This is a genomic window from Reichenbachiella sp. (genome assembly GCF_039944555.1).
In the GTDB taxonomy this organism is placed as follows: Bacteria; Bacteroidota; Bacteroidia; order Cytophagales; family Cyclobacteriaceae; genus Reichenbachiella.
Genome location: NZ_JBDUYN010000014.1, coordinates 73,499 through 96,105, shown reverse-complemented (window position 1 = coordinate 96,105; position 22,607 = coordinate 73,499). Strand labels below are relative to the sequence as shown.

17 protein-coding genes and 1 tRNA gene are annotated in these 22,607 nt (G+C 40.1%); 6 read left to right on the top strand and 12 right to left on the bottom strand.

Going from position 1 to position 22,607, the window contains the following annotated elements:
* Window positions 1-27: 27 nt before the first annotated feature.
* The 12 genes from ABJD64_RS21380 to ABJD64_RS21325 form a co-directional block, all read right to left on the bottom strand.
* Window positions 28-705 carry a chemotaxis protein CheW gene (locus ABJD64_RS21380; RefSeq protein ID WP_348176438.1) on the bottom strand — a complete coding sequence of 226 codons (678 nt, stop codon included), beginning with the start codon at window positions 703-705 and terminating at the stop codon, window positions 28-30.
* 48 nt (window positions 706-753) lie between these two features.
* Window positions 754-2,016, bottom strand: a complete 1,263-nt coding sequence (locus ABJD64_RS21375; protein ID WP_348176436.1) for a response regulator — start codon at window positions 2,014-2,016, stop codon at window positions 754-756.
* A 7-nt stretch (window positions 2,017-2,023) separates the two neighbouring features.
* Window positions 2,024-3,367: an ATP-binding protein gene (locus ABJD64_RS21370; RefSeq protein ID WP_348176433.1), complete on the bottom strand. Its 1,344-nt coding sequence runs from the start codon at window positions 3,365-3,367 to the stop codon at window positions 2,024-2,026.
* 210 nt (window positions 3,368-3,577) lie between these two features.
* The gene (locus ABJD64_RS21365) at window positions 3,578-3,982 is read right to left on the bottom strand and encodes a SiaC family regulatory phosphoprotein (RefSeq protein ID WP_348176430.1); all 405 of its coding nucleotides are present in this window, start codon (window positions 3,980-3,982) and stop codon (window positions 3,578-3,580) included.
* Between the two features lie 261 nt (window positions 3,983-4,243).
* A complete protein-coding gene (locus ABJD64_RS21360; protein WP_348176427.1) occupies window positions 4,244-4,852 on the bottom strand; it encodes a SiaB family protein kinase in 609 nt (202 codons plus the stop codon).
* 121 nt (window positions 4,853-4,973) lie between these two features.
* Complete coding sequence (locus ABJD64_RS21355; protein WP_348176424.1) at window positions 4,974-5,561, bottom strand: 3'-5' exonuclease; 588 nt, start codon at window positions 5,559-5,561, stop codon at window positions 4,974-4,976.
* Window positions 5,562-5,568: 7 nt separating this feature from the next.
* Window positions 5,569-7,017, bottom strand: coding sequence for a Na+/H+ antiporter NhaC (gene nhaC / locus ABJD64_RS21350; protein WP_348176421.1), 1,449 nt, complete (start codon window positions 7,015-7,017; stop codon window positions 5,569-5,571).
* A 229-nt stretch (window positions 7,018-7,246) separates the two neighbouring features.
* Window positions 7,247-8,419 carry a proline dehydrogenase family protein gene (locus ABJD64_RS21345; protein WP_348176419.1) on the bottom strand — a complete coding sequence of 391 codons (1,173 nt, stop codon included), beginning with the start codon at window positions 8,417-8,419 and terminating at the stop codon, window positions 7,247-7,249.
* 123 nt (window positions 8,420-8,542) lie between these two features.
* A complete protein-coding gene (locus ABJD64_RS21340) occupies window positions 8,543-11,944 on the bottom strand; it encodes an efflux RND transporter permease subunit (protein ID WP_348176416.1) in 3,402 nt (1,133 codons plus the stop codon).
* A 31-nt stretch (window positions 11,945-11,975) separates the two neighbouring features.
* Window positions 11,976-13,151, bottom strand: coding sequence for an efflux RND transporter periplasmic adaptor subunit (locus ABJD64_RS21335; RefSeq protein WP_348176413.1), 1,176 nt, complete (start codon window positions 13,149-13,151; stop codon window positions 11,976-11,978).
* Window positions 13,152-13,175: 24 nt separating this feature from the next.
* Entirely contained in the window at window positions 13,176-14,534 is a 1,359-nt protein-coding gene (locus tag ABJD64_RS21330) for a TolC family protein (protein WP_348176410.1), read from the bottom strand.
* On the bottom strand, window positions 14,521-15,147 hold the full coding sequence (locus ABJD64_RS21325) for a TetR/AcrR family transcriptional regulator (RefSeq protein WP_348176408.1): 627 nt from the start codon (window positions 15,145-15,147) through the stop codon (window positions 14,521-14,523). The genes ABJD64_RS21330 and ABJD64_RS21325 overlap by 14 nt, the downstream gene beginning before the upstream one ends.
* An 18-nt stretch (window positions 15,148-15,165) precedes the next feature.
* On the opposite strand from ABJD64_RS21325, the gene ABJD64_RS21320 reads away from it, so the two are divergent.
* The 6 genes from ABJD64_RS21320 (at window position 15,166) to ABJD64_RS21295 (ending at window position 22,582) form a co-directional block, all read left to right on the top strand.
* Window positions 15,166-16,080 (top strand): alpha/beta hydrolase, encoded by a 915-nt coding sequence (locus tag ABJD64_RS21320; protein WP_348176405.1) that lies wholly within the window; start codon window positions 15,166-15,168, stop codon window positions 16,078-16,080.
* The gene (locus ABJD64_RS21315; RefSeq protein ID WP_348176402.1) at window positions 16,031-17,014 is read left to right on the top strand and encodes a TonB family protein; all 984 of its coding nucleotides are present in this window, start codon (window positions 16,031-16,033) and stop codon (window positions 17,012-17,014) included. Before ABJD64_RS21320 ends, ABJD64_RS21315 begins: the two co-directional genes overlap by 50 nt.
* 90 nt (window positions 17,015-17,104) lie before the next feature.
* On the top strand, window positions 17,105-20,767 hold the full coding sequence (gene purL / locus ABJD64_RS21310) for a phosphoribosylformylglycinamidine synthase (protein ID WP_348176399.1): 3,663 nt from the start codon (window positions 17,105-17,107) through the stop codon (window positions 20,765-20,767).
* A 97-nt stretch (window positions 20,768-20,864) separates the two neighbouring features.
* Window positions 20,865-20,937, top strand: a tRNA-Gln gene (locus tag ABJD64_RS21305).
* Between the two features lie 52 nt (window positions 20,938-20,989).
* Window positions 20,990-21,919 (top strand): ribose-phosphate pyrophosphokinase, encoded by a 930-nt coding sequence (locus tag ABJD64_RS21300; RefSeq protein ID WP_348176396.1) that lies wholly within the window; start codon window positions 20,990-20,992, stop codon window positions 21,917-21,919.
* A gap of 15 nt (window positions 21,920-21,934) precedes the next feature.
* The gene (locus ABJD64_RS21295; protein WP_348176393.1) at window positions 21,935-22,582 is read left to right on the top strand and encodes a 50S ribosomal protein L25/general stress protein Ctc; all 648 of its coding nucleotides are present in this window, start codon (window positions 21,935-21,937) and stop codon (window positions 22,580-22,582) included.
* Window positions 22,583-22,607 lie beyond the last annotated feature (25 nt).

Genomic DNA, 22,607 nt, shown 5'->3' with positions numbered 1-22,607 from the left:
GCTCTAAGACTCTTTTCTTATCTTTCTTTAGGCATTCACGGCTTGCTCATTTTCAACCATTTCAAGAACATCTATGAAAATGATCATTCGGTTATCTTTTTTTATTATCCCCTTAATAAAATTCTGTTCATTGCTGGACTTTCTCATTATGTCGGCGGTATTATCAATTTGACTATCCTTGATCATGAGGGTCTCAGGCACCTGATTGGATGCCACTGCTACTTTCACTTCCTCACTTTTAATGACAATTACATAATTAGTATAATCGTCATTCAGTGTTTTTTGCAACCCAAATTTTCTAGCTAAATCAATTACGGCGAGTACATTGCCCCGTACATTGGCAACTCCTTTGACATAACTCTTGGTTTGAGGAAGTGACGAAATTGGGGGAACCGGTACCACTTCTTTTATTTGTGCTATCTCGAAGGCGTATTCCTCATTTCCAACAGGAAAGACTACCAGCATTTTACTATGCTCTTCAATCTGTTGATCTTTTTCCAGGTCGTGGTTCAGTTTGTTCAGTGATTGAATAGGGTTTTCAATTGCAGGCTTAATTGGCTCTGGTTCGGACACCACTGGTTTTGATAATTCTTCAGCTATTGGCTCGGTTTCTTTTGCAATCGGGTCTGCCTTCTTTATTGTTTTGGTTCCCTTCTTTTTTGAAGGTTCCTTCTTACCTGGTTTTATATTCTTTCCTAGTGCCATTTTTATTTACTCATCATATATTTAGACAGAACCGACATGACGTAATAGCTAAAATCTTACGCCTAACAGGCTTTTATATTTGTATTCACGCAAAAGTTTTGCTTGCATTATCATCGGAAACTTATGGAGTTCTTCCAGAAGTAGTTGGGTGCTGAGTAGTGCAGAGTTGCTATCTGACTTTTTTGTACTATCGTCAATTACGTTGTTGGAGATGAAGTACAATTCGGAAACTTCGAAAGTATCGAACTGCAAGACATCAATATCTGGTTCAACACCTGGTATTAGTGGGGCGATATTTCCCGGAAGAGTCTTGAACTCTCCTTTTTTGTTGAAGGAATACAAACTATGATTAGCACCTCCAAATAACAGAGATTCATCTTGTTTGTCATACACTAATAGTGCGATATCTACCGAGCAAATATTCTCGTCGTATTTTTTTCCAAAAAATCGATTTTGAATTCTGGTTGATAGGGAGGATAAAATTTCTTTCGGATCGTAAATTTTATCCTTGTACATGAGTTCTATCAGCGTGGCACAAATAAATGTATTCAATGTTAAGGCATGAATCACACCTGAATTGGTATTGAATGAGGTGATAATCACCTTATCTGATACTTCACCAAACCAATATCCATTGTGATTTACTCTATTGTGTTCGTAGAGGATAAACGCATCTTCTAGATAAAGACGAAGCTCCTCCTGCCTGGGTAATAATGATTCTCGAAGAGAAACATTAAACTCTATTACCTGATCCATGTTGACCGTGGACATCATGTTTTTACGAGCCTCGACAGATTTAATAATTTCTTTCTTGAGTTCCTGCTTTGCTTTCTTTTCTTGATCCAAGTCAGGCTTTTTTTCGACCTGCACTGCTGGTTTGACTTCCTCTTTTTTATCTGTTGGATTTCTCAATTCCAACGCTTTATCAAATTCCTCCTTGAGATCCTCTTGGTTCCATGGTTTGACCAAAAATCGATCTAGACCTACCTCCTTGTCGACCCTTATGATCTCATCCTCGTCACTGAATCCAGTCATGATCATACGGGCTATATTTGGATATTGAGGTACAATTTTGATGAGTAATTCGACTCCGGTCATACCCGGCATTCTCTGATCGGTCATAATCAGATCAATAGAACTACTCTCTAGTATCTTTATGGCCTCTGCCCCCGACTCGGCAGTAAAAACATTGTAATGCCTCTTAAAAGCACGCTGGAATATTCGCAGGTTTACTTCTTCATCATCGACATAAAGAATGCTGTATTTTTTTACTTCCTCGTCTTTATATGTTCTATCTAGTACTCCTTCCACTATAAATTTACGCTAATGCCGGATCCATTGATTTGTTTACTTTTCTAAGTTTTTTAGGCAGTGTTATTATAAACTCAGTGCCTTTACCTTCTTCACTTGTTACCTCTATAGAGCCATTATGTTTTTCGATGATTCCATAGGTAATCGCAAGTCCCAATCCAGTTCCTTTTCCTACCTCTTTTGTAGTAAAGAACGGGTCAAAAATTTTCTTAACGGTTTCATCAGACATGCCTTTTCCATCATCCTTGATAGAAACCTTTATATGATCTTGATCCACTTCCTCTGTTTTCAGATTTATGGTTCCCTTAAAATCAATGGCGTCACAAGCATTGCCAATTAAGTTGACCAATGCCTGATTGAGCTGACCTGGAAGGCACTTAATTGGTGTTATATTTGTATCGAAATCTTTTAGCACCTTGGCCTTTTTCTTGTATTTAGGTTTCAATATAACGGCAGCATTTTCAAGGATTTGATTGATATCTGCTTCCTTTATTTCTACTTCATCGTGACGGGCAAATACTCGGAGACCGTTTACAATTTCAGTTATTCTAGTTGTGCCGTACTCTACATCATCTAAAGATTCATCGGTCGAGGTTTGCAAATCAGTAAAGTGATGATCGTCTTCTCTTTGAATTTTATAGTATTTTTTGATCTCCTCCAGGCTATCGAGCTCGCAAATTCTCTTATAATTTTCTATGAATACATTAAGCTGCTTGAAGTTGTCCTTTAGCGTATTTACTCCGTTGGCCACAAAGTTCACAGGGTTATTAATTTCATGTGCTATCCCAGCGGTTAATTGACCCAATGATGACATTTTTTCGGATTGAAGCAACAAAGCCTGAGTCTTTTCAAGTGTCTTATTTGCTTCTTGCAATTCTTCACTTGCTGCCTGTTGTTCAGACAATTTCGCTTTGACCTTTAGCAGTTCCTTATACTTTACAACTAGTTTGTCGTATTCCTTAGCAAATACGGACTTCATCTGCTTCTTCTGATCTACCGTTTTTTGATAAGCCTGTTGCAGCTTAGCTACATGCGCATCCTTTGATTGTAATTGTCGACGAAAATCATTGAACTGCAGATCTTTCGTGAGTACTTCTTTTTTGAGATTGGAAACAAAATAATAACCTACTCCTGAAACCACAAGTAACAATACAACCAGCATCACCATTATACCAAAAGAGGAATTGCTAGCTTCATCATCATCCGAAGTTGCTTCTTGCTGAGCAGCAGGTGTCGTCACTGCAATTTCATCACCTTCGCTCGCGATAGTAATATTAGCCATAGTCCGAAAGGGGTATAAACTGGAAAAGCCAATCACTGCAACAATCAAAAAAACAATCTTTCTTTTCATACTTTTTACCTTCCGATCCTAATATCGGTGCTATTAGATGATGTTAATATTTAGGGTAGAATTGGTTTTTTCTAATATACATGATTCTTCAATTAAATTATAACTTTCAAATCATTTACGAAACGATAAACCTCTCAATGTTTACTTTCTTCTTAATAGAAAAAAAACGAACAATAAACCAAAGTTAGAATTGAGGAGAGGAAACTGCAATTATGAAGCCTGTCGCAATTGATCCTTGATTTTGAATACCTCAACAAACTTAAACGGATGATTGTAGTGTTCACTGATCTCTCGTCCTATGTCAAGGATTGTGGTCCTGTTTTTCTCATAGTACCAGGTCACATTAAGGGGGCGACTTTCGGTAGCTAGTGAAATGAGCTTTTTCACCAAGATGTGAAGATAAGTGGTGGAATCAGAGATGTTTTTGAGTGCAAAATTTACATTGATTGCCTGAAGCTCTTTGTTGTCCAATGCTGTCAAATGGCTGAAGACGTGGCCGTAAAAACTGAGAGGATCATCAGGCATAGAATTTCCCCGAAGCTCCAACTCTCCATTACCCGGCCTGAAATTTACTGATGGGGTAGTTCCTGTCGGTCGTATGAAATATCCGTCCATTACCACAAATGCGTTACTTTAAATCTCTATTCTATTAAATATGGTCTATTAATATTCGTAGATCAATATTAGAGATTATTAACTCTCCATTCAATCCGTTTTTGTACCTAAAATAAAATATAGGCAAATCACTTAATTATTTAATCAGAACGATCTAGCTGGTCAAAATACCTCCTTCTGGTATGAATAAGTTAACTAAATTATGAACAAAAAGAAAGTGAAACTTTCAACTTTAGATCTAGATTGTCGCCTGTAAACTAATCAGGCTTCTTCCTTTCTGATTCTTATAGTAAGAATAAAAAAGCAATGCTCAGCGGACAATGGCTCAAAATAGTACTCATACTCCGTTCCCGTACGTTTTTTGATATCGATAAATCCCAGACCTGCCCCTCCCTTTTCAGAAATGGTGGTGTTTTCCATGGTCGTTTTGTGAAGTGATCGTAGCTCTTCTTTATCCAGGGAATTTACGCGATCCAGAATATCCCTAAGCCTGACTGCGTTATCCAATGATATCTGATTACCGGTAGTAACATAGTACTCATAGTCATTGTCACCTATCAAAAAAATTCCATCCTTGGCCAATCCATCCTCTAAGCTATCTGAGGCATATTCGGCAGTACTATCTGCGTGTTTACAAATATTTTGTAGCGCTTCTATCATGACGTGATATACCCTTCTGGAGACTTTTTTGTCTTCCTTCTTGTCGGTCATATCTTCCTCCGTCATGGCTGTGATACCATTGATTGTGTTTTGAGTAATCTTTCCCAGGTAGACAATGTTGACATCCGAACCTTCCATCAGCTCTCTGAATGCCACAATATTCTTGAGGTGATTCAGTTGGTTGGTTTGTTTTTTTCTAAGATTGTTCATGTGTCTTTTGTTCGATGCGGTAGGTTCTCGGTCCAATACACTGCCTAAGGATAAATATAGAAATAAAATCCCAAGCAGGTTGACATTAGATTCTGAATTTTGCTCGATAAAAGTGGAATTCCTATTTAGAATTAGCTTTGATATCCATCATCTTGCTATAAATCTCTAAGCATATCCAGGCATCCGTGGCGGCATAGCTAATTTGAGAGTCCGTTAGTTCTTCATTTTCCCAATTGGAAACCTGCTGACTTTTTGAAATCCTGTGATTCATAAACATACCGGCGTAATTCCTTGCGCCAATGCTTTCGAAGCCAAGTGTTGCACCCAGCTCGTTCAAATCGACAAATCCTTGTGGCTTGAATTTGCGCAATTTTTGTAAATCTTTGATATCGTCTCTGATGCCAATACCTACAATTGTGATATTAGGGTCTTCGAATAAGTCTACAATTTCCTTTGAAAGGTTGACCTTATTGAGCCTAAATAAAAATGCCATATTTGGTAAGGCCAATTGAAGCAATGCAACGGGGTAAGATTCCCCTTTTCGAAACGCAGGTTTCGTTTCCGTATCAAAGCCCAATACTGTGGCTTTTTTACAAATTTCTACCGCCTGTTTTATCTGGCTTTCTTCTTCGATTATCTGATACTTCCCTTCGTATTTCATCAATGGAAGAGCATTCACTTCCTCCTTAGTAATCTTTCTAATCTCCATTCAAATCTTATTTTTTATCACTCAGTCGCCGAATTTTAATATTTAAATATCCAAATAATATAGTCATAAATGGACTAATGATATTAAAAAAACAATATGGGGCGAATGCTAGAACACCTACACCCAAAACGCTTGAATGATAGGCCCCACAAGTATTCCATGGTACCAGCACTGAAGTTACCGTACCTGAATCTTCGAGTGTTCTACTCAAGTTTTCAGGTGCTAAATCCTTCTCTTTATACAAGTCTGCATACATTCTACCTGGTACAACTATAGCTAAATATTGGTCCGATGCAGTTGCATTAAAGAAAACACAAGTGCCAGCTGTTGAAGCGATTAAAGCCCCACTTGACTCAATTTTATTCATTATGGCACGGGCTATTACTTTTAGCATACTTGATCCTTCCATTACCCCTCCAAACATCATCGCTGAGACGATCAGCCAAATCGTATTTAGCATTTTGAACATCCCTCCAGAACTCAACAACTCGTTGACCATACCATTGGACGTGGTAACACCCACTTTCCCATAGAGTGCTTTCATTACGCCTACAAACATGGTCTTCCAATATTCACCTGAATATCCGGAAACTTCTCTGATTACCTCTTGCTGAAAAATTAGTGCGAAAACTGCACCCAACAAGGTTCCAATCATAAGAGCTGGAAACGCCGCTACTTTTTTAACTATCAACACAATAACAACAACAGGCACGATAAATAACCATCCTGAAATGTAGAATTTGGAAGCTATGGCCTCTAATACTTCTCCGGTATTGACACTTGTCTCAGGTACTCCATTAAAAAAACCAAGGATTAGAAATATGATCAACGTTATACCGATAGAAGGGAATGTGGTATAAGTCATATATCGGATATGCGTAAACAGATCCGTACCCGCCATAGCTGGAGCTAAATTCGTAGTGTCTGAAAGTGGTGACATCTTATCACCAAAGTAAGCACCTGACAAGATAGCGCCTGCCACGATGCCTTCATGAATTCCCATGGCCTGACCTATACCTATGAGCGCAATACCCACTGTTGCGGCGGTGGTCCAGGAGCTACCGGTGGCCATTGAAACAATAGCACAAACGACGCACGCAGCAAATAAAAATATGGTTGGGTTTAAAATTTGGAGACCATAATAGATCATGGCAGGAACGACACCGCTGATAAGCCAACTACCGGCCAACGCTCCAATCATCAAAAGAATCAAAATCGATCCCATTGCTGAAGTAATACTTTTAATAATTGATTTTTCTATCTCTTTCCAATTGTACCCTAACCGGCTGGCCATAATCGCAGCCACCATGGCAGATAGTATTAATACAATTTGATTGGAGCCTGAAAGAGCATCGTCTCCAAAGATGGATACATTGATGGATAAAAAAACGATGAGGAAAATTATTGGAATGAATGCTTCTAAGAGTGAAGCCTCTCTTTTCTCACTACTACTCATACTAATTGGTTACTGCATTTTTGGGCTTAAAAACTCGGAAGTTAAACATTTTTGCTTAACCAAAAAGCAGTGACCGTAATTTACAATACAAATTGACGGTAAGACTAAACGATTTCAAGATAGGAGCAGCACTTACCGCTAGACGCTCAATGGTCCCCCAGGGTGTCATTCACACCCATTGCAATAAAACATTTAGACTCACTTATGTTATAGAATTTCCATGAGAAAATCATGAAGCATCATGCCGTCTTCTTGCCACTTCCTTTTTCACCAAAAGAAATTCTCTACTACTTTGTCCGGCTATTGAAGTATTCTCCTCTGCTCTACGCATGAGGTAGGGCAAAACTTTTGCTATCGGACCATAGGGCACATACTTGGCCACATTGTAACCTTCGTTGGCAAGAGTGTATGAAAGGTTGTCACTCATACCATACAGTTGCGCAAAGTATACTCTTGGATCATTTTTAGGGATACCATGCTTTTCCATCAATTCCGCAGTCAGTCGTGAGCTATTTTCATTGTGGGTGCCTGCACACAGATAGACTTCATTGATGTGTTCGATACAATAAGTTACCGCTGAGTCATAGGCCGTATCAGAAGCTTCTTTTGTTGGTTGAATAGGGTCAGAATAGCCTCTTTTTTCAGCTCTCTCTCGTTCTTTTTCCATATAGGCACCTCGTACTAGCTTAGCTCCCAATTTGAATTTTCTTTCTTGCCCCATTTGATGTGCCTCTTTCAAATTTTGTAAAGACTCCGTACGGTACATCTGATAGGTATTGAAGATATGAACCGTCTCTTTATTGTACTTTTCCATCATGCCATACACCACTTCATCAATTACATCTTGAATCCATGTTTCTTCGGCGTCTATGAAAAGGTACTTTTTCACCTCCACAGCCTTATCGCAAATCTTATCTACTCTCTCCAGAAATGCAGTGTATTTGTGCTCTTCGACTTCGGTCAGTGGAGTATTACTTTGCTTCTTGGCTAAAAGATCAAAGGCAGTAAATCCTGTAAGCTTCATTACTCCTGTCGGAATATTGTCGGTAATGGCTGCCATCTCCAACGAACGAATGATTTCATCCCTATTAGCATCAAAAACTTGTTCTGACTCCTCTCCTTCTACCGAATAATCTAAAATGGTGTGAATTTGTGAAGCAGCTAATTTCTCCACGGTACTTCTGGAATCTTCCAATGACTCTCCTCCACAGAATTGGGCAAAGATGGTTTTCTTGATCATCCACTTGATAGGTAATCTAATTTTCAGCGCAAGGGTGGTAAACCAAATCCCGATCTTAGCAATAGTAGGATTGTTCATGGTCAAGAACAAGAAATGCATTCTTTTCAAGTCAAAATTCGTCTTGTCTGCGAATGCCACTTTGGTGTCATCGAAGTTTATCATTGGGTAATAATTGTTGCTCTAATTTTGGACGGCAAATATAAGCACCTAATTCATTTAAAAAGATACAAAAAAAGCGAGACCTTTTGAAAGATCTCGCTTCAATTACCTTTAACTTATACGATATCAACTGATACCCAACTTTCTATTCACTTTAGCAAAGAATAAGTACATCACAGGTACGATAATCAGGGTAAGGAAGGTCGCAAACGTTAAACCAAAGATGATCGTCCAGGACATAGGTCCCCAGAAAGCGACGTTGTCTCCTCCTAAGAAAAAGTCCGCATCATATGTTGAGAACAGCTTCAAGAAGTCAATATTGATACCTATCGCCAAAGGAATCATACCCAAGATGGTGGTAATGGCGGTTAGCAGTACCGGTCGAAGTCTAGTAGCTCCTGCGGTAATAATCGCATTTATGATTTCTTCGAATGGTAGTTTGTCAACTCCCAACTCAGCCCTTTTTCTATTTCTACTGAGCTCAATAAAATCAATTAAAACGATGGCATTGTTTACAACGATTCCTGCAAGGGAAATAATTCCAATCATGGTCATGACAACTGAAAACTTCATTCCAAAAGTAATGAGTCCCATAAACACGCCGATGGTGCTCAATACGACCGACATCATGATAATGAATGGTGCAGTAACCTTATTGAATTGTGAAACAATGATCAAAAAGATCATAAATACAGCAATCATTAATGCCTTGCTCAGAAAAGCCATTTCTTTCGCCTGTTTCTCCTGCTCCCCTCCGAATTTATATTCGTAACCTGTGGGCATTTTGAAGTCGGCCAAAAGTTCCTTGATTTCATCATTGATTTGCGTAGGATTAAATCCGCTAATTACATTGGAGCTGATGGTTACAACGCGGTCCAAATCTTTTCTTCTAATTGACCCATAGGTAGAACTCAATTCAGCTTTTGCTACTGATGAAATCGGAACACTATGCATATTGCCATTGGTTTGATTTCTGTAAACCACACTTTTGTTCATCAGTGCATCTACATCATACCGGTATTCTTCTTTCAGCCTCAGTTGAATCTCATAGTCGTCTTCACCTTGCTTGAACTTGGATATCTCTTTGCCGAAAAGTGCTGTTCTGACTTCCATCGCTATGCCTTGGGTAGAAAGACCAAATCTTCTTGCTTTTTCGCGGTCGATATCAACAATAAGCTCAGGTTTTCCTGTTTCCAGGTCCATTTTCAACTTCTCAATACCCTCTATTCCAGATTGATTGATAAAGCTCTTCATTTGCTCAGAAATATCTATCAGTTCCTCAAAGTTATCTCCAGAGATCTCGATACTGATAGGTTTACCTGCAGGTGGCCCATCGGCATTCTGATCAACTGTCACGGCAACTCCGGGAAACTGGTTGACAGATGCTCTTAGTTCGTCCAATATCGTTTTGGTAGAAATATCTCCTCTATATTTAAATTCCGCAAAATTTACCGTAATTCTCGCCTTGTTTGGCGTATCCTTTTGCCCAAAGGCTGAAGGGTCATTAGGATCAGCTGTTCCCTGCCCCACATTGGCAGTGACCGACTCAACAATACTGGAATAAGGCGCAATCACATCAAATACCTTATCTTCTACTTCTTTAGTAAATTTGTTAGTAGTTACCACGTCGGTCCCAATTGGGAATTCGATAAAGACGTTGACATATTTTGGATCTGTCTTCGGAAAATACTCTACAGGTGGTGGAAATACGTTCATCAACCCGATGGAAAAGAACAGCAACATGACTGTTCCCCAGAAAAATAAATTTGGCTTCCATCCTGTCAGTGCATATTTCAAAGTTCTTCCATAAAGTGATTCTATCCAGGGTAGAAATACACTTTGAAATCTTCTCGAGAGCGGCACTAACACATAGACATTAAGCGCAGTTATGAATGCAACAGCAAATGCCAGGTTGCTCATAACAGTCATTTGAGCAAATAAGAGTAGAATTCCAATAAGTGCAGCACTCCCAATAATGGTCAACATTTTTCTGTCATTCCTTTTTTCACCACTATCCAACTTCATCAACATAGTGATCAATACAGGATTGATCACCAGTGCTACGAACAAGGAAGACCCGAGTGTAACCATCAATGTTATGGGCAAAAATTTCATAAATTCCCCCATAATCCCTGGCCAGAAAGCTAATGGCAAGAAGGCAGCCAATGTAGTCGCGGTAGACGCAATGATAGGTAAGGCCACCTCTCCAACTCCTCGCTTGGTAGCTTCAAAGGCAGAAAGCCCTTCCTCTCTCAAACGGTACACATTCTCTACTACCACAATGCCATTATCTACCAACATACCCAAGGCCATGATCAGTGAAAAAAGTACCATCATATTGATCGTGATTCCAAACATACCCAAGATCATAAATGACATAAACATGGACAGCGGAATAGCTATTCCTACGAACAGTGCGTTTCTTGAGCCTAGAAAAAATAGTAACACCACTACTACTAGAATTACTCCCGAGATGATATTGTTTTCCAGACTGTCCACCATGTCGCGCGTCTGCTGTGACTGGTCGTTAGTAATGGTTACTTCCAATCCCTTGGGGAATCTATTTTTCTTCGCGTCCTCCAGAATAACATTGATTTTATCGGTAGCAATCAGCAAGTTTTCGCCACTTCTTTTTACTACGTCCACCATCACCACAGGATCCTTTCCTAAACGGGCGTAGTTCTGCTTTTCCTTGTAGTCAAATTCAACCTCCGCAATATCTCCCAGATAAACAATATTGCCCTTTTCATGCTTAATTACTACCTCCAGCAGGTCTTCAGGCTCTTCAAACTCTCCTACTACCCGAATTGATCTTCTGATATCTCCTTCCTTAAGATTACCTCCCGACAAAGTGATGTTTTCGGAGCGGATGGCGTTTTCTATATCTCCAAAATTGACCAGTCTGGCCTCCATTTGATAGGGATCTACATTGACTCGAACCTCCTTTTCATCCACACCGCGAATTTCAACTTTCGATATTTCTGTCAGTTTTTCTATTTCATCCTCCAAAAATTCGGCGTGGTCGTTAAGCTCCTGAATGCTAAAATCACCAGACAGATTAATATTCAGTACGGGAAACTCTGAGAAATTCATCTCAAAAACATTGGGATCCACTTCCAGGTCCGAAGGCAGCTCAGGCTTTGCCCGGTCTACCGCATCTTTTACTTTGGTCAGCGCATCTTCAATGTCTGTTGTCGGGGTAAACTCGGCTATGATTGTGGAATAATCTTGCACCGAAGTGGACTTGATCAGATCAATATCAGCTATTGTATTTAACTCCTTCTCAATAGGCCTGGTGATCAGATTTTCCATATCAACCGGAGAGTTACCCGGATGGGGTGTTCCGATATACACGATCGGTTGCTGAATTTCCGGAAAGCTCTCTTTTGGTAGCGTGATATATGTTGATATACCCATTACCACAATTAGTGCTGTAATCACCATCACCGTCGTTTTGTTGCTCAACGAAAGTGTAGTGAGTCCAAACTGCTTGTTTATTTTCTTTTCATCTTGCTTGTTGTCAGCCATGATAAAATTGGTTTATGCTTAAAATTTGCGTTTAGTTGGAGGCTGCTTGGATGTCTGCACCTTGCTGACCTTCTTCAATCAAACTGACCACTACTCCTTCCGACAATTCTCTGTATCCTTTGAAAGCAATGTTTTGATTCAGTGAAACTCCTTCCAATATTTCAGTTTCATTTTTGAATGAAACACCAGGAACCACATGCAGTTTCTTAGCTACCGTTTTTCCCTTTTCTTTGATCAATTCGTATACGTAATTTCCCTTGTTATCGCGCTGGATCAATTTGGTTGGTAGTTTGATTGCTGTCTCATTGGAGTAATCTCTCATATTCAGAACTACCACTTGATTAGGCTTTACCGGGAAAGGAAGACTTGGAAGTTTTATTTCCACCTCGAAAGTTCGATTTTGGCTATTAATTACCTGCCCAACTGACTTAATAGTGGAGACGATTCTCTTCTGTTGAGAAGGAAAATATACATCCAGATCATCGCCTTTCTTGAATTTGCCAATGAAACGTTCTGAAACATCCGCTTTGATATGAATGTCGTTCGGGTTTACTATTCTGACCAGCTCCATACCTGGCTGAGCCATCTCACCAGCTTTAGCTGACACTGCATCTATGCTACCTGAAAAAGGTGCCGTAACCCTAAACTGCTTGAGCTGGGATTTGGCTGTGGCCAAACGTCGTTCAAGCGATTCCTTATTATTTTTGGCTTCCAGGTATTGGATTTCGGTCCCAATGTTTTTGTTCCAAAGGTTTGTCTGTTTTCCGAACACTATAGTAGCCAAGTCCAAAGCAGTCTGTAGCTCCGCAATGTTATTTCTGGTAATTTCATCATCCAACATCAATAGCGTTTGACCCTTCTTCACGTAATCACCCTCTTTCACCGCTACTGATTTTATTTCACCTGGAATTTGCGTACTTACATTAACATTAGTTCTTGATTCCACGGCACCCCTTACCTCTATTTTATGTTCGAAGTATTGTGGTTGGATATTGATTGAAGTTACCAATACTTTATTGTTGGCAGCCTTGCCAAAAGTGGAATCGAGAGCCATAATCTCCTTTTCCATATCCTTGATCTGAGCCTGGAGCTCTGCAGCCTGCGATTTCAATGCTTTATGAGCCTCCTTTTTTTCTTCTAATTCTGATTTTCCGGAGCAAGCACTTACCAGGATTGCAAGGGTCAATAGATAAATATATTTTGTCATGATTGTTAGTTTTTCGTTGTTGAGTTATAGCAAAATGCCATAGGCCTTTTGCAGGTCAATTTTTGAGATTAATGCATCAAAGAGCGCATTGTAATAGTTAATTTGAGATTGCTTGTAGGTGGCATCAGCGTCGATGACCTCAATATTAGAACCTATCCCTTCGTTATATTTGATCTTTGTTACTTCGTAGACTTCTTGAGCCAGCTCCATGTTTACACGTTGTGCCTGCATCATTTCTATCTCTCGCTGGTAGCTAGCCAGGGCCTGCTGAATTTCCAAATCAATGTTGTATTTCAACATATCAAAAGAATTGTCAATCTGTTCAGCAGTTAGCTTTCTTTGCTGAACCTGTCGCCTCTTACGCATGCCATCAAAAATGGGCATAGAAGCTTTTACCCCTATCACCCCTACACCGGCCCAATTACCAGAAAATACATCACCAAATTCCTGCGTACCTATGTTCCTTCCGTAAGAAGCATAGGCATCCAACTTAGGTATATATCCCGATTGCACATTTCTAATATCCAGCTGATTCAACTCCTTGCGAATATTCATTTGAGAATACTCTATTCGCTGTTCGTAGGCAAAATCTTTTACGAGCTCAAAATTGAAGTAATCAATCTCCTCGATTGAGGAGGCTAATTCGATCTGACTAGATAGATTCATGCCCATTTGAAACTTAAGCAAAGACTCAGACACATCCAGCATTTGCTGAAAGTTGTCCTTTTCCACTTTCATATTATTGAACTGTACCTGAACCCGGTTGACATCAATTTTCTCTGCAAATCCATTCTCATACATGATTTTGGTATCTCGAAGCAGAGAATCCAAGCGAGCATAATTTCGCTCAACCAACCCATATCTCTCCCGATTGACCAGCACACCAAAATAAGCCTTAGATACGGCCTCAGCTATATCAATTTTTGTTTTGATATTATCTTTTCGGGACAGTTGGGTGAAAGTTCTTGCCGCTTTCAGTCCAATAAAGAAAGTTCCGTCAAATAGCATCTGATTGGCCGAAAGACCTAGACTCCCTGTGTAATTGGTCCCAAATTTGGCCCCCACGGTTTCATCTGCATTTCCATTGGGATCAAAGGCATTGCCAGGTAAAAAAACTGTTGGGATTTCATAATTGTATCCGATATCCACATTGGCATTCACTTGCGGCAGACCATCTGCCAGAATCTCCTCTACCTTTCGGTCAGCTATTTTTTCCTCCAATCTGGCATTCCTTGCATTCTGGTTGTTCTCAAGTCCATAAGTAATCGCTTCGTCTAATGTGAAGCGCGTAATCGTAGATTCTTGTGCTGTGCTCACCTGGTGAACCGAAACAAGACTCATTGTAAGTAGTAGTAAAATTGTTGGTTGTTTAATTACTCTCATAAGATTTAGCATCTATCAAGCTATCATATAGTTCTTGACCCTTTACGGTCATTAATCCGTGTACGAAATGATCAAAAATCATCATCTGTACTTCGGTAAAATCAAATTTATCTGCTGGAAACATCTTTTCATTGAAGGTCATTTCTATGGCCTCCACCCGATAGGTCGCCAATATTTCTGCGTCAATACTCTCTCTAAAATACCCCTCTTTCTTCCCTCTTGTAATTACATCCAGAATAGTCCCCTTTATAAATACACTTTTATAATCCAACCACAATGCCCACGCATTTGGATGATATTTTTGAAGGTCAAAAAGCATGGATGGATTTACGTCCTTGATATGATTCCTGATACAATGAGAAAGTTTAAACAGCTCATCTATGGCATCGGAAGCATTCGCAATGATTTCAGACAACTCAGTCCGGTCTTTTGATATATGCGCTTCAGTAATCAAGGTGACCAATTCATCCTTGTCTTTAAAATATTGATAAATGGTCTTTTTGGATATAGTCAATTCACGTGCAATATCATCCATAGAAACGCTTCTTATTCCATACCTATGAAATAGGCCATCGGCACTTTCCAGTATTTTTTCCTTAGTATCTACAATCATATGTGGCGCAAAAAAACCATGGAAACTTTTGGTATCCTAAGAGTTTCCGAAGTTTCTACGAACAAAGTCAAGATTTGTTCGAAAAATTCTGGTATTTTTTTGTCTGCAATGAACGTTTCACCTCAACTGTACAAATTTCCTCCTGACCTCCAGCTAGAATATATGCTGTATGGTGTAGGCAAAAAGTTTCTGATTTGTTTTCATGGATTTGGACAGGATCACAGTGTATTTGAAGGATTAACCCCTGAATTACCTGATTATCAAATAATTAGTATCAATCTGCTCTTTCATGGAAAGAGCGATCGCAACCATGCACCAAAATATTTGCGTCATTCAGAATGGAAAAATATCTTAAAAGGATTGCTCGATGAGTTGGGCATTCAAAGATTTTCCGTCCTGGGTTATAGTATGGGTGGCAGGTATTTAGCCAGCACACTTTTATCTTTTCGTGAGTGCATAGAACATTGCATTTTCATAGCGCCAGATGGAATTGTAAAGCGAATGTCTTATGAGTTTGCAACTTTCTCTCTCGGGCCACAGCAACTGTTTAGGTACTTCATGAATAATCCGAGACCATTCTTTTTCTTTCTTAACATCATTGAGAGAACCCGACTCATGAACCCCTGGACAATCAAGTTCTCAAGGAGTCAACTGAAAGATCCGAAACAAAGATACATGGTACTCAGGTCTTGGATTACGCTAAAGAAACTACGCGTCAGGCAAAACAAACTAGTGGCCATAATTAATGAAGTCAAATTTTCAACCACCTTCATATTCGGAAAGTATGACCTAATCATCGCTCCAAAACGACATTTTAAGTTCCTGAATAAACTCCAAAATACGAAAGTGATTATCTTAGACACTGGACATTCGAATTTAGTAAATGAGTCTATTCCTAAAATATCACAACAACTCAACAGGATTGAGCGCTAGCCTAATTCTACTGTGTTTCACCGTACACACTCACGTCCTCGGTCAAACTTCCTCCACACTCTACTACGACCAAAACGGAAATCAGGTCTTGGAGAATAATGCCTATTACAAAGCCATAGGAACGATCCCTCAAGGGAAAAACTATTTCGTTGGTAAAATGGTTGAGAAATATATTTCCAACAATAAAATCAAAGCTAAAAAGACCTTCGACAAAACCGGGATGCAAATTGATGTCGGAACAGAATATTTCGAAAATGGTCAGGTGAAGGAAAAATACCAACTAAAAAATGGGCATATTTTTGGAGGATATGTTTCCTGGTATCCCAATGGCCAAAAAGAGCTTGAGAGGCAATACACTGCTTATTCAACGTCAACAGAAATCAACCACTTGACTTATAATTTTTGGGACTCATTAGGCAACCAGATGGTCAAAGATGGTATGGGAAACCTAATAGAGTATTATAGTGATTTTAGCGTTGCAGCAAAAGGGAAAATATTCAAAGGAATGCGAAGTGGAACCTGGAAAGGATACTATGCCAACGCTAATTCATTTTATGTTGAAAAATATAAAAACGGAGAATTACTGCAAGGAAAGAGTACTTTGCCCGATAGTACAAAATTCAGCTACACTCAAATCAACACTTTACCGGCTCCAAAAATTGGCTTTCCAAAATATTATGAGAAACTAACCAAGGAAATGAATTATCCAAAAAGTGCTAAAAAAATAGGTCTTCAAGGGACTGTTCATATTGCCTATACAATAAGTGAAACCGGCCAAGTAACAAATCACTATATACTCAAAAGCCTTTCAGAAGATTGTGATCGGGAGGCTCTGAGAATTTTCAGAGAGGTGGCAGTAGAATGGAACCCAGGCACGTCAAGAGGCAACCCAAAATCTTTTATCCTTACTCTTCCTGTTTCATTCAAATTATAGAGACAGAAAAATTAAGAATAATACTCCATCCCATACAACACTTTTCCCTCATTCATCCTATTTTTGCGGCATCAAAACAGTCCTTCTTCGATGATATCAATATTCAAGAAAAATCCCACCACCTACTACCTGCTCAAATCTACATCCGACCTTACTCCTGCAAGCATCGAAAAGCTTAAATGGCTATTTGGAAATGCTGAAGTACTCACAGAAAAATCAATTGAGGGCAACTTTATTGGGCCGCGTCAGGAGATGATTACACCATGGAGTACAAATGCCGTAGAAATCACACAAAATATGAGTATTTCAGGGATTGAGCGGATTGAAGAGTTCCATACCGAAGGCACCTTTGACCCGATGCTTAATCAAAGGTATGAATCACTTAATGAAGAGGTTTTCACTATCAACAACAAACCAGAAGCTATTCTGGATATTGACGACATCAGAAGTTACAATGAGAGTGAAGGACTGGCTCTAAGTGAAGAAGAAGTTTTGTATTTGGAAGAAGTTTCTGATCGATTAGGACGACCCCTGACCGACAGCGAAGTATTTGGATTTTCCCAGGTCAATTCTGAACACTGTCGTCACAAGATCTTCAATGGACAGTTCATAATCGATGGAGAAGAGAAGCCAGAATCACTTTTTAAACTCATCAAAAAAACATCACAGGAGCATCCCGGCCAAATAGAATCTGCCTATAAAGACAATGTCGCTTTTATAAAAGGACCTAATATTGAGCAATTCGCTCCTAAAACGCAAAACAAGGCCGACTATTTCGAAACCAAGGACATCGAATCTGTTATTTCGCTTAAAGCTGAAACTCACAATTTCCCAACTACGGTTGAACCATTCAACGGAGCCGCAACCGGATCCGGAGGTGAAATCAGAGACCGTATGGCTGGAGGGCAAGGCAGTATTCCTCTGGCAGGAACAGCCGTTTATATGACTTCCTACCCACGTCTGGAAAAAGGAAAGAAGTGGGAAGAAAATATTGAGGCCAGAGATTGGCTCTATCAGACTCCTCTCGACATTTTGATCAAGGCATCTAATGGAGCCAGTGATTTTGGCAACAAATTCGGAATGCCACTTATTTGCGGTAGTGTTCTCACTTTCGAGCATGAGGAAAATGATGATATTCAAGGATTCGACAAGGTCATCATGATGGCTGGTGGTGTCGGATATGGCAAGCTCGAACACGCACAGAAAAAGGCCCTTTCCAAGGGAGATAAAATTGTAGTAATGGGAGGAGACAACTACAGAATTGGAATGGGCGGAGGTGCCGTTTCGTCGGTATCCACTGGCGAACATTCCAATGCTATAGAACTCAACGCCATCCAGCGATCTAATCCCGAGATGCAAAAAAGGGTATCCAATGCACTTAGAGCCTTAGCTGAAAGCGACAATAACCCAATCATATCAGTACACGATCATGGTGCGGGAGGGCATTTAAATTGTCTATCTGAATTGATTGAAGATATCGGAGGTCAAATCAATATTGACCAATTGCCCGTTGGTGACCCTACCTTGTCCAACAAGGAAATCATTGGAAATGAGTCTCAGGAGAGAATGGGCTTAGCTATCGCTGAAAAAGACATACAGGGACTAAAAGAAATTGCAGATCGTGAGCGCGCTCCGCTGTTTGTAGCAGGCGAGGCAACTGGCGATATGAAATTCACCATGAAAGATAAGGCCAGCGATAAGGCTGCCATGGACTGGGGCCTCCACGACATGTTCGGTTCCGCACCGAAAACTGTCCTCAAAGATTCTTCGCTCAACAAGTCGTATCAGAATGTAGCTGCGAATGAAGCAAATTTTGTCGAGGATTTGAGACAGCTGTTGCAGCTTGAGGCCGTGGCTTGCAAGGATTGGCTCACAAACAAGGTAGATAGATCAGTGACTGGCCGGGTGGCTACCCAACAGACCTGCGGTGAAATTCAACTTCCGTTGAACAATGTAGCTGTAATGGCACTTGATTTTGTCAGCAACAAAGGAATAGCAACATCTCTAGGTCATGCTCCGGTTGCAGCCATTGCCAATCCATCGAAAGGATCTCAACTGGCAATCACCAAGGCTTTAACCAACCTGGTATGGGCACCTCTATCTCATGGACTGAGCGGTGTATCGCTTAGTGCCAACTGGATGTGGCCAACAAAAACAGATGGTGAGAGAGCTCGATTATATCAAGCGGTAGAAGCAGTCAGTGAGTATGCGATTGCACTGGGAATCAATATTCCGACAGGGAAAGATTCACTGTCTATGACTCAAAAATACAATGATGGCAAATCAGTGGACTCTCCCGGTACGGTGATCATTTCTACCGTTGGAGAAGTATCTGATATTCGTCAAACGATAACGCCAGACATTAAACCCGTTGCTAATTCTGCGTTGCTCTACGTACCTCTTTCAGATGGTACTTTTGGATTGGATGGATCCAGTTATGGTCAGGTAAAAAATGTTGTAGGTACCAATCCGGTGAGCTCACCTGAAGCTAATTACTTCAAGAAGGTCTTTGCAGCCATCCAGACTATGATAAAAGATGAGGAAATACTAGCTGGTCATGATGTATCATCGGGAGGTTTGATTACTACTTTGTTAGAAATGCATTTTCCCACTGCACAGACAGGGGCCAGCATCGATTTGAGCAGCTATAATGTCTCTCTTTCTCAAATTGCCTTTAGTGAAAGTCCTGGGCTTGTGATTCAAGTAAACAATGAAACTACGCTAGATGCACTTGAGGGTATCAGCTACGAGACCATCGGTAACATTAGCCTGGACAGAAAACTGGATATCAAATCAAGTGGAGAAACTTTCTCCCTTGACATTGACAGTTTAAGAGATACCTGGTTCAAAACCTCCTACCTTTTAGAGCAACACCAGACCGATCAAGTTCACGCAAAATCAAGGTTCAATAATTACAAAAAACAAAGCTTGAAGTATCAGTTTCCGGTCAATTGGACCGGGAAATTGAGTGATTTGAACCTGAGCCAGAAGAGAAAAGAAAATTCGGGTGTCAAAGCTGCGATTATTCGAGAGAAGGGGGTAAATGGAGATAGAGAAATGGCTTATGCACTGCATTTGGCTGGCTTCGACGTCAAAGACGTACATATGACAGATCTGATTTCAGGCAGAGAGGATTTGTCCGATGTGAACATGATCGTCTTTGTTGGCGGCTTCTCCAATTCGGATGTGCTGGGATCAGCTAAAGGTTGGGCAGGTGCCTTTTTATATAACGAAAAAGCGAATGCCGCCCTGAAAAATTTCTACGCAAGACCAGATACGCTTAGCTTAGGCGTATGCAATGGCTGCCAGTTGATGATGGAATTGGGTCTGGTTTTTCCTGAAATTGAGAGTCATCCTAAGATGGCGCACAATGCGTCCGGGAAATTTGAATCTATATTCTTAGATGTGACCATTCCGCAGAACGAGTCTGTTATGCTCAGTAGTTTATCCAACACTCGCTTGGGCATTTGGGTTGCTCATGGTGAAGGCAAGTTTGAACTTCCTCAATCTGAAAACGATTATTCTATATGTATGAAATTTGCACATGATTCATACCCAGGCAACCCGAATGGATCGGATTACAATGTAGCTGGCGTATATTCAAAAGATGGAAGACATTTAGCCATGATGCCACATTTGGAGCGCTCCCTGTTCTCATGGAACTGGGCACACCGGTCAGAACAATCACACGAAATTTCTCCATGGATTCAGGCTTTTATCAATGCGAAAGAATGGGTTGAGGGGCGCAAGTAAAAAAAAGTAAAATAATTAGCCTTTTTTAATGCCAACGCTTTGCATTATTCAGGCAAATCTCTACTTTTGTGTTCCCAAAATCAATGGGTGTCAAGATTGTCCGATGGTGTAACTGGCAACACGTCTGGTTTTGGTCCAGAAGAGTCTAGGTTCGAGCCCTAGTCGGACAACTAAAAATCCTGGCAATCGCCAGGATTTTTTTATTTACGAAAACGACAAAAAATGTCCGCAGTCAAGATTTTTGCAGGAAATGGATCCAAAGAGTTAGCCACAAAAATTGCTAACAGTTATGGGAAGCCATTAGGGAATTCTACCTCCAAAAAATTCAGCGATGGAGAATTGTCGTTTAGTTATAATGAAACCGTACGAGGTTGCGACGTATTTATCATTCAGTCCACGGGCCCTTCGGATAGTTTAATTGAGCTGATGCTCATGATAGATGCCGCTAAAAGAGCCAGTGCTAAGTCCGTCACCTGCGTAGTCCCTTATTATGGATATGCTCGTCAGGACAGAAAAGACAAACCAAGGGTTTCAATTGCGGCTAAATTAATGGCCAATGTATTGCAAGCCGCTGGTGCAGATCGTTTGATGACCTGTGATTTACATGCCGATCAGATTCAAGGGTTTTTCGACATTCCGGTTGATCATCTGGTTAGTGCATCCATTTTTGTTCCTTATATCAAAAAACTCAACCTTGACAACTTAATATTTGCTGCACCAGATGTAGGAAGTACCAAAAGAGTAAGAGAGTTTGCTAAGTTCTTTGAAGCTGAGATGGTAGTTTGTGATAAACATCGAAAAAGAGCCAATGAAATTGCTTCCATGCAAGTAATTGGTGATGTGGAAGGTAAGAACGTAATCCTTGTGGATGATATCATTGATACAGCCGGTACTTTGACAAAGGCAGCCAACCTTTTGATAGAAAAAGGAGCTATCTCTGTCAGAGCCTTTTGTACTCATCCTATTCTTTCAGGAAATGCTTACGAAAATGTAGACAAGTCCAAATTAGATGAATTGGTAGTAACAGATAGCATCAAAATAAATGAGGGAGAATCCTCAAAAATAAAAGTGGCGAGTATGTCTGAACTGTTTGCGAAAGCAATCAGAAAGATTCACGACCACGAATCAATTAGTTCATTATTTATTCAATAACATATATAAAGTATTATGAAAACTATAGAGATTATAGGGTATAAAAGAGCAAATCTCGGCAAAATCGATGCTAAGAATCTTCGTGCCGAAGGCATGGTTCCGTGTGTAATATACGGTGGTGAAAACCAGGTGCATTTTCATGCTCCAGCTATTCTTTTTAGAGAATTGGTTTATACGTCTGAGGCTCACTTTGTGAAAATCAATGTAGAAGGTGAAGAATTCGACTGTATCATGCAGGACATTCAGTTTCACCCGGTAAGTGAGATGATCATGCACGTAGACTTCTTGCAGTGGTTTACTGGTAAATCTATCAAAATGGAAATTCCAGTTCACTTGACAGGTGTATCTAAAGGTGTATCTAACGGTGGTACCTTGATTCACAAGAGAAGATCATTGACCATCAAGGCGCTTCCTAAAAATATGCCTGAGCATATTGATTTGGATATTACCGCACTTGACTTTGGTAAGGCAATCAAAGTTCATGACGTAATTACTGATAACTTCGAAATTCAAGATACTCCACAGGCATCTATCGCTGTAGTAGAGGTACCTAGAGCTCTTAGAGGTAAAACAGATGAAGAATTGGAAGCTGAAGAAGGAACTGAAGAAGGAACTGAAGAAGCAGCTGAAGGTGAAGAAGCAGCAGCACCAGCAGCCGAATAAGCATTCAATAAAACTTATATTAAAA